Annotated in this window: 15 protein-coding genes; 7 read left to right on the top strand and 8 right to left on the bottom strand. The window is 65.7% G+C overall.

The features are described 5' to 3' along the window. Nucleotides 1-129 precede the first annotated feature (129 nt). Nucleotides 130-516 carry a hypothetical protein gene (locus ACOEQ1_RS09880; protein WP_419759079.1) on the top strand — a complete coding sequence of 129 codons (387 nt, stop codon included), beginning with the start codon at nucleotides 130-132 and terminating at the stop codon, nucleotides 514-516. Between the two features lie 23 nt (nucleotides 517-539). Here ACOEQ1_RS09880 and ACOEQ1_RS09875 read toward each other — a convergent pair whose 3' ends face one another. The 3 genes from ACOEQ1_RS09875 to ACOEQ1_RS09865 all read right to left on the bottom strand — a co-directional run bounded on the left by ACOEQ1_RS09875 (nucleotide 540) and on the right by ACOEQ1_RS09865 (nucleotide 2,784). Beyond that, entirely contained in the window at nucleotides 540-1,100 is a 561-nt protein-coding gene (locus ACOEQ1_RS09875; protein ID WP_419759078.1) for a GNAT family N-acetyltransferase, read from the bottom strand. A 63-nt stretch (nucleotides 1,101-1,163) separates the two neighbouring features. Beyond that, nucleotides 1,164-1,778 (bottom strand): 30S ribosomal protein S4, encoded by a 615-nt coding sequence (gene rpsD / locus ACOEQ1_RS09870; RefSeq protein ID WP_419759077.1) that lies wholly within the window; start codon nucleotides 1,776-1,778, stop codon nucleotides 1,164-1,166. Between the two features lie 277 nt (nucleotides 1,779-2,055). Then, nucleotides 2,056-2,784, bottom strand: a complete 729-nt coding sequence (locus tag ACOEQ1_RS09865) for an orotate phosphoribosyltransferase (RefSeq protein WP_419759076.1) — start codon at nucleotides 2,782-2,784, stop codon at nucleotides 2,056-2,058. Nucleotides 2,785-2,985: 201 nt separating this feature from the next. On the opposite strand from ACOEQ1_RS09865, the gene ACOEQ1_RS09860 reads away from it, so the two are divergent. Both ACOEQ1_RS09860 and ACOEQ1_RS09855 read left to right on the top strand, forming a co-directional pair. Further along, nucleotides 2,986-3,225 (top strand): hypothetical protein, encoded by a 240-nt coding sequence (locus ACOEQ1_RS09860; protein ID WP_419759075.1) that lies wholly within the window; start codon nucleotides 2,986-2,988, stop codon nucleotides 3,223-3,225. A 20-nt stretch (nucleotides 3,226-3,245) separates the two neighbouring features. Beyond that, nucleotides 3,246-4,121 (top strand): glycerophosphodiester phosphodiesterase, encoded by an 876-nt coding sequence (locus tag ACOEQ1_RS09855; RefSeq protein ID WP_419759074.1) that lies wholly within the window; start codon nucleotides 3,246-3,248, stop codon nucleotides 4,119-4,121. Nucleotides 4,122-4,217: 96 nt separating this feature from the next. On the opposite strand, the gene gltA is transcribed toward ACOEQ1_RS09855, so the two are convergent. From gltA to ACOEQ1_RS09840, 3 genes are all read right to left on the bottom strand, one after another. Beyond that, nucleotides 4,218-5,525 (bottom strand): citrate synthase, encoded by a 1,308-nt coding sequence (gene gltA, locus ACOEQ1_RS09850; protein ID WP_419759073.1) that lies wholly within the window; start codon nucleotides 5,523-5,525, stop codon nucleotides 4,218-4,220. Between the two features lie 220 nt (nucleotides 5,526-5,745). Continuing rightward, complete coding sequence (locus tag ACOEQ1_RS09845) at nucleotides 5,746-7,320, bottom strand: CHAD domain-containing protein (protein ID WP_419759072.1); 1,575 nt, start codon at nucleotides 7,318-7,320, stop codon at nucleotides 5,746-5,748. Then, complete coding sequence (locus ACOEQ1_RS09840) at nucleotides 7,320-7,850, bottom strand: SixA phosphatase family protein (RefSeq protein WP_419759071.1); 531 nt, start codon at nucleotides 7,848-7,850, stop codon at nucleotides 7,320-7,322. The genes ACOEQ1_RS09845 and ACOEQ1_RS09840 overlap by 1 nt, the downstream gene beginning before the upstream one ends. Before the next feature lie 308 nt (nucleotides 7,851-8,158). Here ACOEQ1_RS09840 and ACOEQ1_RS09835 point away from each other — a divergent pair, with 308 nt between their 5' ends. The 4 genes from ACOEQ1_RS09835 to ACOEQ1_RS09820 all read left to right on the top strand — a co-directional run bounded on the left by ACOEQ1_RS09835 (nucleotide 8,159) and on the right by ACOEQ1_RS09820 (nucleotide 11,388). Next, nucleotides 8,159-8,860: a DUF6134 family protein gene (locus tag ACOEQ1_RS09835; RefSeq protein WP_419759070.1), complete on the top strand. Its 702-nt coding sequence runs from the start codon at nucleotides 8,159-8,161 to the stop codon at nucleotides 8,858-8,860. 9 nt (nucleotides 8,861-8,869) lie between these two features. Then, nucleotides 8,870-9,535 carry an MBL fold metallo-hydrolase gene (locus tag ACOEQ1_RS09830; protein ID WP_419759069.1) on the top strand — a complete coding sequence of 222 codons (666 nt, stop codon included), beginning with the start codon at nucleotides 8,870-8,872 and terminating at the stop codon, nucleotides 9,533-9,535. Beyond that, on the top strand, nucleotides 9,532-9,993 hold the full coding sequence (locus ACOEQ1_RS09825) for a cupin domain-containing protein (protein ID WP_419759068.1): 462 nt from the start codon (nucleotides 9,532-9,534) through the stop codon (nucleotides 9,991-9,993). The genes ACOEQ1_RS09830 and ACOEQ1_RS09825 overlap by 4 nt, the downstream gene beginning before the upstream one ends. A gap of 168 nt (nucleotides 9,994-10,161) precedes the next feature. After that, nucleotides 10,162-11,388 (top strand): MFS transporter, encoded by a 1,227-nt coding sequence (locus ACOEQ1_RS09820; protein WP_419759067.1) that lies wholly within the window; start codon nucleotides 10,162-10,164, stop codon nucleotides 11,386-11,388. A gap of 15 nt (nucleotides 11,389-11,403) precedes the next feature. On the opposite strand, the gene ACOEQ1_RS09815 is transcribed toward ACOEQ1_RS09820, so the two are convergent. Together ACOEQ1_RS09815 and ACOEQ1_RS09810 are read right to left on the bottom strand one after the other, a co-directional pair. After that, nucleotides 11,404-12,150, bottom strand: a complete 747-nt coding sequence (locus ACOEQ1_RS09815) for a sensor histidine kinase (RefSeq protein ID WP_419759066.1) — start codon at nucleotides 12,148-12,150, stop codon at nucleotides 11,404-11,406. Then, on the bottom strand, nucleotides 12,147-13,085 hold the full coding sequence (locus ACOEQ1_RS09810) for a patatin-like phospholipase family protein (RefSeq protein ID WP_419759065.1): 939 nt from the start codon (nucleotides 13,083-13,085) through the stop codon (nucleotides 12,147-12,149). The genes ACOEQ1_RS09815 and ACOEQ1_RS09810 overlap by 4 nt, the downstream gene beginning before the upstream one ends. Between the last annotated feature and the right edge of the window lie 43 nt (nucleotides 13,086-13,128).

Below are 13,128 nucleotides of genomic sequence, written 5' to 3'. Positions count from 1 at the left end.
TTTGTGCAAGCTCTGCCCTACAACGGACGCAACCACCGTCTAACTAGCAGCGTAAGCAATGCATCGGGCAGATCCGGTAATCATCTGGTTACCTTTCGGCCTTAAATCCTGCGTTGAAAGGAGACAAACATGTCTATTTTCTCGCGTTTCCGCTTCTTGCGTGGCTTTGCGGCTGCGGCTTTGGTCGCCGGCATCGCGACACCCATCGCTCTGACGGCTCCAGCGGCTCACGCCCAGAACTGGCACGGCGGCTATGGCGGTTACCATGGCGGCTACGGCGGCTATCACGGGGGTTACGGTGGCTATGGCGGCTATCATGGGGGCTATGGTGCAGGCGCGGCTGTCGCCAGCGGCATTCTAGGCCTTGCAGTTGGCGCTGCCGTCGGCAGTGCGCTGGCTGCCCCGGTTTACGCGCCACCGCCGGTTTATTACGCGGCTCCGCCCGTCATTTATGCGGCTCCGCCGCCGGTCTACTACGCGCCGCCACCGCCGCCGGTCTATTACCAGGCGCCGTAACGGCCAAGGGCTGCACCATCCGCCTAATCGTGATCAGCGGGTCGAAGCGTCGATCCGCGGATCTGGTTTCTGGATGACCAGCCGCCCGGCGTGAGGAGGAGGTAGACACTGTCAGTCCACAGGTCCCCCAGTAGAACGGTGTCCTTCTCGGAACCGTTATAGCGGAACCCGAGCTTCTCAAAGAGACGGATAGACGCCGCGTTTCTGGGGTCGATGTCGGCGACGATATGGTCGACGCCTTGGCCGAATGCCCGTTCTATGACGGCTGCCAAGGCTTCCGACGCCAAGCCTCGTCCCCAGGCTTGCCGTGCCAGGATGATGCCGATTTCGTGGCTCCTCCACAGGCCTGCTTTGCCGATGACGGTATCGTTCAGCAGCACCGCGAAGTCATCGCCCTCACCTGCGGCCACGCTGGCGATTGTGCGGCCGATCCATTCCTCGGTTACCGCCAGATCACTATGGGGCAGAGTGGACCAATAACGCATGGCGTCCGGGTCGCTCAGGACCGCATGCATACTCGGCGCGTCGTCCAGGGTCATGCGCCTGAGAACAAGGTGCGGCGTCACGAGATGCGGACCGGACATCGCCACCTCATACGAAAAAGGGCGCCTCGCGGCGCCCTCCGTTCAAACCTCGTGAGATCCTGATCAGCGCGAGTAGAACTCGACGACCAGGTTAGGCTCCATCTGCACCGGGAACGGCACATCGGCCAGCTTCGGCGCACGGAGGTAGCGGCCCTTCATCGCGCGATGATCGACCTCGAGATACTCCGGGATGTCGCGCTCGCCGCTTTGCGAGGCATCGAGCACCACGGCCAATTGCTTGGACTTGTCGCGGACCTCGATCACGTCGTCGTTGGCAACGAGATACGACGCGATGTTCACCCGCCTGCCGTTCACCATCAGATGTCCATGGGACACGAACTGCCGGGCGGCGAAGGGCGTGACGGCGAGTTTCATACGGTAAATCACGGTATCCAGGCGGCGCTCCAGCAGCTCGATCAGGTTCTCGCTGGTGTCGCCCTTACGGCGGACAGCCTCCTGATAGTACTTCTGGAACTGCTTCTCGCTGATGTTGCCGTAGTAGCCCTTCAGCTTCTGCTTCGCCATCAACTGCACGCCGAAGTCGCTCGGCTTCTTGCGGCGCTGGCCATGCTGACCGGGACCGTAGTCCCGCTTGGAAATGGGGGACTTCGAACGGCCCCACAGGTTTACGCCGAGGCGGCGGTTGATCTTGTACTTACTCTCGAGGCGCTTGGTCACGCGCGGCTCCTTCTCGTGTTGCGCCAGTAGTCCATCCCGGCCCCCGACGATCGAAGATGCGTGCGGAGACAGCGAAAGGGCGGCACCACCAGCCTCCGTCTTAACGACTGAGGCAGGGGCATCCGCCCGATTGCGCTTTGGGTGGCGGGGCGATCCTCGGAAGGCCTTGGATCGTCCACGTTCCCGGCAATGGCGGGCTTCTAAGGATCCGTTCCGGCCGTGTCAAACCGCGGCAGCCATGCGCGACCGAGCGCATGCCGCGGGGGTGGCCCGGCAATCACTCGTCAGGCTTGCCCTTGTTGGACGTGGCCCCGCCGCGTGCCGCCGACCATGCAGCCGGCGCCTCGAGGAACCGGTGGACTTCCGCCATCGCCTCCTCCGAAAAGTAGGGGCGCTCGCGGCAGGCCTCCAGCACGTCCCACCACGTCGCCAGGTAGTGCAACGCGATGTCGTTCTCGGCGAGCGTCTCCAGGCTGCCCTCGAAGACGCCGTAGAAGAAGACGACGAAGGCGTGGTGGCAGATGGCGCCGGCATCGCGGAGGGACTGCGCGAAGCGGATCTTGGACTGTCCGTCGGTCGTCAGGTCCTCGACGAGCAGGGTCTGGCGGCCCTCCGGGACATCGCCTTCGATGAGGGCGTTGCGGCCGAAGCCTTTCGGTTTCTTCCGCACGTAGGACATGGGGAGGCCCATGCGGTCCGAAATCCATGCGGCGTAGGGGATGCCGGCCGTTTCGCCACCGGCGATTGCCTCGACCGACTCATAGCCGATGTGGCGCTGGATCTTCTCGACCGCCAGCTGCGAGATTTTGGTGCGCGCCTGCGGGAAGTAGATGATCCTGCGGCAGTCGATATAGACCGGGGCCTTCCAGCCGGAGGTGAAGGTATAGGGTTCCTCGGGCCGGAAGTTGATGGCTTTGATCTCAAGCAGGATGCGGGCGGTCGTCATGGCCGCGTCGCGATCCCAGTCGCTCGCATGTCCGGCGAGTTTGCGGGATAAGGCCGTCATTCGTCGCTCCGATCCAGATCAAGGCTCAATCTCTACCGGATTGGACCAGCCCCGCAAGGCGCACCTTGCCCAGGCGCGACCGCAGCTGCGCCTTTTGCCTGCCTTGAATGAGCAGCCGCATGGCGCTAATGGATGAGGGTCGCTATGGCAACCCGGATCGCGGGCAGTCGTGTGCGAGAGGCAAGCAGGAGCTTTTGCAGGATGGGGCGCGAGTTCAGCACCATCGCTCGCCGTTGTGAGCGCGCTGTCGTTACCGCGTATCGCGAGCTCAGGGTTCATGGCAACGGGGACCTGGAGTCGTTCCGCGCCTGCACGACCCTCTATCGGATCCACCACCCGGAATCCTCCGTGGATGAGGCGCGTCGTCTGGTTGCCGAGTGGATCGACCACCACGTCATCCGCGCCGATGCCGGCCCCACGCCCGGATGCGACTGCGACTAGCCTGACGATCTTTTCGCGCGATGCCGCGCCCGTTTGAGCTGCACGGTCACCGGGGTGCGCGCGGCCTATGGCCAGAGAACACTCTGGCAGGGTTTGCTGGAGCTTTGGCGCTTGGCGTGACCGCGATCGAGATGGACGTCGCTCTGACGGCCGATGCGGTTCCCGTGCTCAGCCATGATCCATTTCTCGATCCGCTGCTGACGCGCGACCCCGACGGATCGTGGATATCGTCGCCCGAGATTCGGCTCCGCGATCTCGATTACGCCGACCTGGCGGGATTTGATGTGGGCCGCATTCGACCGGGCTCGGCCCAGGCGGAGGCCTTTCCCGAGCAGAGGGCGATGGATCGCGTGCCGATGCCTCGCCTTGAGGACGTTGTCGCTTTGGGTTCGCCGTCGATGCTGGCGATCGAGTTGAAGACCTTCCCGGATCATCCGGAGTGGACAGTGGCGCCGGAGGCGATGGCAGACGCCGTTCTCTCCGTTCTGGACCGCGCGGGCGCTGGTGCGCGGGCACGCATCACCTCCTTCGACTGGCGCGGCCTGCGCTATCTGCGCCGCATCCGGCCAGACCTCAGTCTCGGCTTTCTGACGGACGCTGACACTTTCGCGAGCGCGCGGCTGTGGTGGGACGGCCCGTCGCCGGCAGATTTCGGTGGATCGGTGCTACGGGCGGTTGCTGCCGAGGGCGGCACGGTCTGGGGCCCGGATTTCACCACGCTGACCGAGCCCGAAGTTGCCGAGGCGGCTGCTCTGGGCGTCCTGGTCAACCCGTGGACTGTGAACGACCCTGGAGACATGGCGCGGCTGATAGGCTGGGGCGTCGGCGCCCTGACGACGGACTACCCGAATCGTGCGACGGCGGTCATGGCGAAACTTGGAGTTCCGGCGGCTTAAGCTCTCGTTGAGTAGCGCTTCTCGGTACTGCCACGCCTTCGGCAGGCACGGCGATATGCGCGACGCCGGAATGGACGCCGCGCATTATCCGCGAAGCTACCCGCGCGCGCTCGCTGGCAAGTAGTCGCGCTGCGCGGCGCCCGTGTAGATCTGGCGCGGGCGGCCGATGCGGTTCGCTGGGTCCTCGACCATCTCCTTCCACTGGCTGATCCAGCCGACCGTGCGCGCCACCGCGAACAGCACGGTGAACATGCTCGTCGGGAAGCCCATCGCCTTCAGGATGATGCCCGAATAGAAATCGACGTTTGGATACAGCTTCCGCTCGACGAAGTAAGGGTCGGTGGTTGCGATGTGCTCCAGCTCCATCGCGAGGTCGAGCAGCGGCTCGTTCTTGATCCCCAACTCGTTGAGAACCTCGTGGCAGGTCTGCTGCATGATCTTCGCGCGAGGGTCGTAGTTGCGGTAGACGCGGTGGCCGAAGCCCATCAGCCGGATATGGCTCGTCTTGTCCTTCACCTTGGCGATGAAGTCCGGAATGTTGTCCTTGTGCCCGATCTCGCCGAGCATCTTGAGCACCGCCTCGTTGGCGCCGCCGTGGGCGGGACCCCAGAGCGAGGCGATGCCGGCGGCGATGCAGGCGAAGGGGTTGGCGCCCGTCGAACCGGCGAGGCGCACCGTGCTGGTCGAAGCGTTCTGCTCATGGTCGGCGTGCAGGATAAGGATGCGGTCCATGGCGCGCGCCAGGATCGGATTGACCTCAAACGGTTCGGCCGGAACGGCGTTCATCATGTAGAGAAAGTTGGCCGCGTAGCCGAGGTCGTTGCGCGGGTACATGAAGGGCTGGCCGATCGAGTATTTGTAGGCCCAGGCGGCGATCGTCGGCAGCTTCGCGATCAGGCGGAAGGCGCTGATGCGGCGGTGCTCGGGGTTATTGATGTCCAGGCTGTCGTGGTAAAAGGCCGAGAGCGCGCCGACGACGCCGCAGAGCACCGCCATGGGGTGCGCGTCGCGCCGGAAGCCCTGGAAGAAGCTGCGCAGCTGCTCATGCACCATCGTGTGGTGCGTCACGCCGAGGTGGAAATCCTCCATCTCCACCGCCGTCGGCAACTCGCCATTGACGAGCAGGTAGGCAACTTCGAGGAAGGTCGAATGCTCCGCGAGCTGTTCGATCGGGTAGCCGCGATGCAGCAGCACGCCCTCGTCGCCGTCGATGTAGGTGATCTTGCTGTCGCAGGCGGCGGTGCCGCCATAGCCTGGGTCGAAGGTGAAAATGCCCAGATCGCTGTAAAGCTTGCGGATATCGGCAACCGGCGGCCCGATGGTGCCGTGTATCAGCGGAAGAACCGCCGTCTTGTTGGAGGTTCCTAGCGAAACCGTCACCGCGTCCTTGGCCGTGTCACTCATTCCGCCGCCCTCATGCTCAGGTTGTGCGTGTGACCGGTGCTCCGGCGGTCCGCGACGAACCACAAGAGGACCGGATCAGAGAAGCCTTGACATAAGCTGGACCTGCAGTCGTGGCAACGTTCGCGCCTGCAGCATGAACCGGTAAGCGCGCGGGGCAGATCCGATCAGAACAGCCGGGCAGATTGCGCTGTCAGAACCGACCGGATCAAAATCGGAGGTGTTAAAACGGATCGTGCCGCACGAGTTTGCGCCAGGCCTGCATCACCGCTTCACGACTGTCGCGGGCATGACCTACACCATAGCCTCGGATGAGGCCGATGGCCTCAGCCGCCAGTACGTGGTCAGTGGCTTCATTCTGCCCGGCGGGGCGAAGGCTACGCACCAGTTCCGTCGCGACCGCGCCGTCGTTCAGCATCCCCATCGTTTCCTGCGCCTGGGAAAGCCGCTTGATCAGCCGTCGGCCGCTTTTCCCCGGCACCACATCCAGGAACATCTCGGTCTGGTAGCGGAGCTTCTTGCATTTGATGCGCAACCCGTGGAGTTCCGGCGGCGGCATCTCCGCCAGTTCGTGAGTTGGCCGCGCCGTCTTTTTCCAGCGGTGCTCGAGGCACTTCAGAGTGTATGGCCCGATCAGGTTCGGCGCTTCGTCAGCTGTCGGCGCCGCCGCCACCGTGGCGGCATCCGGCTCGGCCACATTTTCCAGTGCGGGCGCCGCTTCCGGCAGGCGCCAGCCATGCCCCAGGCTTAGCCCGATGAGCCTCAAGGCAAGATCTCGGAAGGCGGGCCCCTTCAGCCAATCATTCAGGGCGAGGTAGGCCGCATCGCGGCGCAGGACCGCCGCCTGCTTTAGCCAATCGGTCACCGCATCGGCCGCATCCAGGCTGCGGGCAAGCGGGTCCACCGTCTCGGACAGGAACACGTCCCAATCCCGGGCAGGCCCCAGGACCTCCTTGAGGTTGGCGAGAGGCGGCTTGAGCGTTACCTCGATGTCGCGCAGCACCGGGCGGAAGGCCAGCATCAACGCCCGCAGGCGGCGAAGCGTCACACGGGCCTGATGGACAGGCTCGGCGCCGGTTCGCGCTTCGATCTGCCCAAGCCGGGTGAGGAACGTCGACACCAGCCCGGAGGTCAGGATCGCCAACGCCTCGTCCGTTGGCATGGCAGGGTCGAGCGCCGGCGCCGGCAGCGGGCGCAGCTTGGCCCCCGCCAGCAGCAGAGCTTCCTGCGGCAGCGTGACCAGGCTGGGTGTCGCCGGCAGGTCGCGGGCGACGGTTCGGGCGAGTGCCAAGGCGGCGGCGAGCGGCCCCTCGATCTCGATGCGCAGGATGGCGCGCTCGGGCGCGTCAGGACCATGATGCGTCATGGCCGCGAGGGTTCCGCTGAGGATGCGGCAATCCAGGCGCACGCCCTCATGGGCGGGGGTCAACCGCCGGATCTGGCCGGTGAGGCGCGCGACCGGCTGCAGCGGCCCGGGCAGGTCGATGCCGAGCTTTTCCTCGAGCGCCGCCGGATGGATCGCAGACGCCAGCACAGGCAACGCCGTTCCGGGACGCCGCGGCCAGCCAAGGCCCACGCGTCCGATGCGCCACTCGCCGGCGATCTCGGCCAAGGCGAGATCCTGGCGAGCGCACTCATGTTCCGCGGTGTCGTACCACGTCTGCCGCAACGCCCGCGGACGCGGCCGGCGCCCCGCGGCCTTGAGCGCCGGGTGTCGCTCGAGCGCGCCCACCATGTCCGCCGGGCAAACCAGCTCCAGTGTCACCACCGGATTGGCGCAGGAAACATCGTCGGACATCAGGTTGCTGCCTGCTCTAGGTCATGCGGGGTGACGAACCGGATCAGCCGCGCACCGTCCGGCAGGCTCCGCCAATCGCCGGCGACCGAAAATTCGGCGAGAGCCGCTGTCGGGAAGCTGCGGGCGAGGCGTCTGCTCCCCGAGTGGCCAAGGCTCATGGCATGCGCCCCCGCGAGCATCATCGCCAGGTCGTGCAGGCCAGGGTTATGCCCGATGATCAGGATGCTCGTCGTGTCGGCGGACACCTCCGCCACCGCATCGAGAAGCTGGCGCGGGCTGGCGAGGTAGAGGTCGGGCAGGCGTCGGACGCACGGCCCGCTCTCCAGCGGCTCCAGCAGCTCCAGCGTTTCGCGCGTGCGGCGGGCCGACGATACCAGGACGAGCTGAGGCATGAGGCCGAGCCGCGCGATGGCTGTCCGCACGGCTTTCGCGGCGGACTGACCTTCCGCATCAAGCGGCCGGTCGTGGTCGGTGAGGTTGGCGTCCTCCCAACTGGACTTGGCGTGGCGCAGAAGTAAAAGCTGGCGCATGCACGGATTCTTGCACGAAAAGCGCGGCGTGTCGCCAGTGTCCTCGGCATGCGGCTCACCGTTTTGCGATGGGGCAGCTGCATCCGGAAGCAGCGCGATTGGTTATCAGGGGCATGTCCGGGACGCAGCGGAGCCTGTTTCCGTGCGCCGCCCGAAGACGCTGGGCGCTGCATTCGCGCGTCTGACGACCGCATGGTCCAGAGGGAGATAAGCCTGATGAGGATGGATAAACGCCAGCGTATCGGCGGTGGAGAAGGCTGGGCGGCACTGGTCGCCAGAGATCGAGGCACCGCGACGGAAACGTCCGCATGACGGGGCGCCTTCCCTCCATGCGACCGCAGGGCCGGCGGGTGATCCTGGGCGGCGCGGCCAAGATGGCGGCCGGGGGCGCTGCTCTGCTGCTGACGCGCGGGCAGGCTTTCGCACAGACGGTGCCGCCGGGTGGCCGTCTCGCCTTCAACATCATCCGCCATGGCAGCGTGATCGGCCAGGAGACGCTCACCTTCCAGCAGGAGGGGAGCCGGCTCACCGTTTTCGTCGATGTCTCGATCAGGGTGACGCTCGCGATGATCCCGGTCTATCGCCTGCATCACCACGAGACGGAGAGCTGGGAGGACGGGCAGCTCCTCAGCTTCGCGGCAACCACGATCAAGAACGGCTCGCACTATTACGCGCAGGGTTGGCGCAACGGCAGCCAGTTCATGGCGCGCGGCTCGGCTCGCCCCGACACCTATGTTGCCCCGCGCAACGCTTTGCCGACCTCGCAGTGGAACCACGCGATGCTCAACGGGCCGATGATCAACACGCAGGACGGCAAGCTGATGCATCCCGTGGTGACCGATCTGGGTCCTGCCGGAGTTAAGCTCGCGGATGGCAGCGCGATCCGCGCCAACCGGTATCATGTCAGCGGCGACCTGCACTTCGACACGTTTTTCGACGACAGCTTGAACTGGGTGGGCTTGTCTTTTCCCGCGCCAGACGGTTCGGTGGTGACTTACCAAAAGTTGTGAGGAGGATCCGTGCCCCAGCTGAAGATCGCGATCGAGCCGGTCACGCCGTTCCGCCAGAACTGCGCCTTCATCTGGGACGATGAGACGAAGCATGGCTCGGTGATCGATCCGGGCGGAGATGTCGATCGTCTGTTGGAGACGGTGAGCAAAGTCGGGCTGCATGTCGACCAGATCCTGCTGACCCATGGCCATATCGATCATGCCGGCGGCGCGGCGCAGTTGCGGGATGAGCTGACACTTCGGCAGGGCGCTCCCGTCGCGATCTGGGGACCGGACGAGCGTGATCGCTTTCTGCTCGACGGGCTTAAGACCACCGGCGAGGGCTACGGCATCGTCGATGCGCGGCCGTTCGTGCCGGATCGCTGGCTGACGGAGGGCGATCAGGTGGACATTGCCGGCCATCGCTTCGAGGTGCTGCATTGTCCGGGGCATACCCCTGGGCATGTTGTCTTTCTTGATCGCCAGATGGGCTTCGGCATTTTCGGCGACGTGCTGTTCCGGGGATCGGTGGGACGCACGGACTTTCCTTACGGTGACCCTGAGGGTCTCCTCAGCGTGATCCGCGAGAAGCTCATGGTGCTCGACGACCGCACGGTTTTCATCTGCGGCCATGGCGCGCGCTCGACCATCGGGGAGGAGCGGCGGTCCAACCCATTCGTCGGGAAGGCGGCATGACCGGCGCCCGCTGGCGCGACGACGGAGTTCAGGTCATTCGCGGCGATCAGCTCGATCCGAACACGGCGCAGACGCCGGGCATGGAGCGGGCAGCCGCCATCAACGCGGCGCGGGTCGGCGCGCAGAAGATCTGGGCCGGCACGGTGAAGATCGCGCCCGACGCCAAGACCGGGGCGCACCATCACGGCGATCTGGAGAGCGTGATCTACGTGCTGCGCGGGCGCGCCCGGATGCGCTGGGGCGAGGCGCTCGAGTTCGTCGCCGAAGCGGGTCCGGGCGACTTCATCTTCGTGCCGCCCTTTGTGCCGCACCAGGAGATCAACGCCGGCGCCGGCGAACCGCTTGAGTGCGTGCTGATGCGGAGCGGCGGCGAGGCGGTTGTGGTCAATCTCGATATCGAGCCGGTGGAGAAGCCGGAGGCCGTCGCCTGGATCGACCCCATTCACCGTCACCCGTAAGGGTGCCGTGGCGTCGGGGGTTCTTCTCGAACATTGTGGAACCATAACGGAAGCGGCCTGGCCGGTTGGCTTGGCAAGCCCCTGCAAAGCTGACACGATACCGCTAACACAAACACGCATGGGCGCCGGATCGCCCACGCCATAACGGCCGGTCGAAGCGGGGAGCAGATGTCGGATATACGGAACGCCCGGAACGTCGTGGTGGCGGCCTATCTTGGCTGGACGCTCGACGCTTTCGATTTCTTCATCATGATCTTCGTCTTCGATGATGTGGCCAAGACCTTCGGCGTCGGACTGACAGTCGCCAGCCTCGCCATCACGCTGACCCTGCTCATGCGCGCCGTGGGCGCGTTCATCTTCGGGCGTCTGGCTGACCGCTATGGCCGCCGGCCCGTCATGATGATCAACGTTCTTCTCTTCTCGTTTCTGGAACTGCTCTCCGGCCTGGCGCCGACGCTGCTGGCCTTCATGGTGCTCCGCGCGCTTTTTGGCGTCGCGATGGGCGGCGAATGGGGCGTCGGTTCATCGCTGACGATGGAGACTGTGCCGGCGAAGTGGCGCGGTTGGGTGTCGGGCCTGCTCCAGGCCGGCTATCCCAGCGGCTACCTGCTGGCGACGATCGCCTACGGCGTGCTGTTCCCCTACATCGGCTGGCGCGGGCTGTTCATCGTGGGCGCGCTGCCCGCGCTGCTCGTCCTCTATATCCGGCGGAACGTGCCCGAGAGCCCCGACTGGCACGCGCGCCAGCTCGCCCCGAAGCCCCCGATCATGGACATCCTCCGCCGCCACGCGGGTTTGACCGTCTATGCCGTCATCCTGATGATGGCCTTCAACTTCTTCAGCCACGGCACCCAGGACATCTATCCCAAGGCGTTTCTGAAGGTGCAGCACGGCTTCAGCCACAACACGATCACCATCATCGCGATCATCTACAATATCGGAGCGATGCTCGGCGGCCTCACCTTCGGTTCGATCTCGCAGAGGATCGGACGGCGGCGCGCGATCGTCACGGCTGCCCTTCTGTCGCTACCGGTGATCCCGCTCTGGGCCTTCTCGAACTCCCCCTGGCTGATCGGGCTCGGCGCGTTCCTCATGCAGTTCATGGTCCAAGGCGCCTGGGGCGTCATCCCGGCCCATCTCAACGAGCTGTCGCCCGGCGCGATCCGCGGGACCTTTCCGGGCGTCGTCTACCAGCTCGGCAATTTCCTCGCCTCCTACAACGCCACGCTGCAAACGGCGATCGGCGCGCGCTATCACCACAACTATAGCTACGCGCTCGGAGGCGTCGCGGGCGTGGTCGCCGTGGTCATCGCCCTCCTGGTAGGCTTCGGGGTCGAAAACCGCGATATGCAGATGAACTCCGATCCCAATCTGCGGACTATCCCGCCAGACTGAACCTGACCGGGGCGATCAGGCCGGCAAGGTGAGGACGATGCAGGTGCTCTGCTCGTCCTCGGCGCCAGTTTGCACCATCCTCGTCCTGACCGTGATCGCGCCGCCATGGGCTTCGATCACGTCGCGGGCGATGACAAAGCCCAAGCCGGTGCTGCCGTAGCGGAACGCGCCCGAGAAGGGCCGGAACACGCCGGTGGCGGCCGCGCTTTGGAACGGCCGGCCGTCGTCGGTCAGCACGATGGCGAGGACGCTGGCTTCGTGCTCCACATGCACGGCCACCCGCCGCGCCTCAGCCTTGGCCGCGCTTCGCAGCAGATGGCCTATCGCGCGCGCGAACTCGGGCCGATCGGCCTCCAGATGAAGATGATCGGGCGTCCCATTCTCGACCGTCACGTGACCATGTTCGGCACGAAGCTCTTCGGCGAGCTCGGCGATAAGGGCCGAGAGGGGAAACCGGCTCCGTGCAAGCAGCGGTGCCGCCTCGGTGGTGAAGGCCTGAGCAGCGGCGATGAGGGCGGTCGCCCGCTCGATGGAGCCGACCAGCAGCGAGCCCGCACGGCTGACTTTCGGATCGGCCGATCCCTGCAGCCGGTCGGCCAGCATCATGGCCGAGGTCAGGAGATTGCGGAGATCGTGGTTTATCTTCGCCTGCGCGACACCGAGTTCGGCCAGGCGGCGCAGACGCCAGACATCCGCACCAAATGCCGACTGCAGCGCGGCGATCATGGCCGCGGCGTCCTCGGGCGCATCCGGCCCGTTCATGTGCGGCTGCCGGCGGACGCCAGGGTTCGCCCGGCCGCCTGCCGTCCAGCCTGGAAAAGTTCCATCAGAAACGGCGCATCCGTGTTGAACTTGCTGGAGATCGGCAGATCGGCGAGCGCCGGGTCGGCATCCACCGCCAGCAGCCGCAGGCCCGCCGGAAGCGCGCTCAACTCCGTTTCCAGAACGGTGTGGCAGGCGATCTCATTGAGCCGGTTCATGATCTCGGCGGGGGTTCTCGGCACCCCGCGACGGCGCTCCGGCTGACCCCGAATCAGCACGAGGTCGCGGGGCATGGGTGTGAGGAGCGGCCACAGCGGCGGGTTGCCGCTGTATGCGCCGTCCCAATACGCGCGGCCGCCGATCTCGACCGCCGGAAAGATGAGCGGCAGGCATGCCGATGCCAGCAGAACGTCCACCGTGATCTCGGCGCCGGAGAATATAACCGGGGCACCGGTCTCCACGTCCGTGACACCTACATAGAGCCGCGGCGCGCCCGGGGTGCGCAGCAACTGCGGGCGCAGCATGTCCTCCAGCAGCGGCCGCAGGGGATTGTGCCCGAGCGGATTGAGCTGGTGCGGGCTGAACAGACGCATGGTCGTCTCCAGCCCCGCCCACATGACGTTGCTGCTCAGGTCGGAGCCGTAGATAAATCGCTCGAGCGGAGAGCGCTGCACGAGGCTCATCGCCCCTGCCGCGCCGATGCTGTCCCACAACCGGCGCATCGCGGCCCGCGCGCCGGAGGTGCCATTCTCCACAAACCCCTGGACCATGGCCACCGCGAGAAACGCCCCGGCCGAAACGCCGCAGACGGCGTCGAACCGCAGACCGGCCTCCAGGAAACGGTCCAACGCGCCCCAGGTGAATGCGCCGTGGGCTGACCCGCCCTGCAAGGCGAGCACGGCGCCGGCCGCTTCCGTCGCGGATTCAGAACGCATCGAGGGGTGTGCGGTCGCCATGATCCCATAAATGAGGCAAAGC

The sequence above is a fragment of the Acidisoma sp. genome (assembly GCF_965199065.1).
Lineage (GTDB): Bacteria > Pseudomonadota > Alphaproteobacteria > Acetobacterales > Acetobacteraceae > Acidisoma.
The sequence above is the reverse complement of the archived record's forward strand: the minus strand, read 5'-3'. Positions and strand labels throughout refer to the sequence as shown.

Excerpts from the sequence above, each read along its gene's own strand:
- ACOEQ1_RS09815 (WP_419759066.1), bottom strand. The coding sequence starts at position 12,150 with ATGAACGGGCCGGATGCGCCCGAGGACGCCGCGGCCATGATCGCCGCG.
- gltA (WP_419759073.1), bottom strand. The coding sequence starts at position 5,525 with ATGAGTGACACGGCCAAGGACGCGGTGACGGTTTCGCTAGGAACCTCC.
- ACOEQ1_RS09825 (WP_419759068.1), top strand. The coding sequence starts at position 9,532 with ATGACCGGCGCCCGCTGGCGCGACGACGGAGTTCAGGTCATTCGCGGC.
- ACOEQ1_RS09810 (WP_419759065.1), bottom strand. The coding sequence starts at position 13,085 with ATGCGTTCTGAATCCGCGACGGAAGCGGCCGGCGCCGTGCTCGCCTTG.
- ACOEQ1_RS09845 (WP_419759072.1), bottom strand. The coding sequence starts at position 7,320 with ATGTCCGACGATGTTTCCTGCGCCAATCCGGTGGTGACACTGGAGCTG.
- ACOEQ1_RS09860 (WP_419759075.1), top strand. The coding sequence starts at position 2,986 with ATGGGGCGCGAGTTCAGCACCATCGCTCGCCGTTGTGAGCGCGCTGTC.
- ACOEQ1_RS09820 (WP_419759067.1), top strand. The coding sequence starts at position 10,162 with ATGTCGGATATACGGAACGCCCGGAACGTCGTGGTGGCGGCCTATCTT.
- ACOEQ1_RS09880 (WP_419759079.1), top strand. The coding sequence starts at position 130 with ATGTCTATTTTCTCGCGTTTCCGCTTCTTGCGTGGCTTTGCGGCTGCG.
- ACOEQ1_RS09855 (WP_419759074.1), top strand. The coding sequence starts at position 3,246 with ATGCCGCGCCCGTTTGAGCTGCACGGTCACCGGGGTGCGCGCGGCCTA.
- ACOEQ1_RS09865 (WP_419759076.1), bottom strand. The coding sequence starts at position 2,784 with ATGACGGCCTTATCCCGCAAACTCGCCGGACATGCGAGCGACTGGGAT.
- ACOEQ1_RS09840 (WP_419759071.1), bottom strand. The coding sequence starts at position 7,850 with ATGCGCCAGCTTTTACTTCTGCGCCACGCCAAGTCCAGTTGGGAGGAC.
- ACOEQ1_RS09875 (WP_419759078.1), bottom strand. The coding sequence starts at position 1,100 with ATGTCCGGTCCGCATCTCGTGACGCCGCACCTTGTTCTCAGGCGCATG.
- ACOEQ1_RS09835 (WP_419759070.1), top strand. The coding sequence starts at position 8,159 with ATGACGGGGCGCCTTCCCTCCATGCGACCGCAGGGCCGGCGGGTGATC.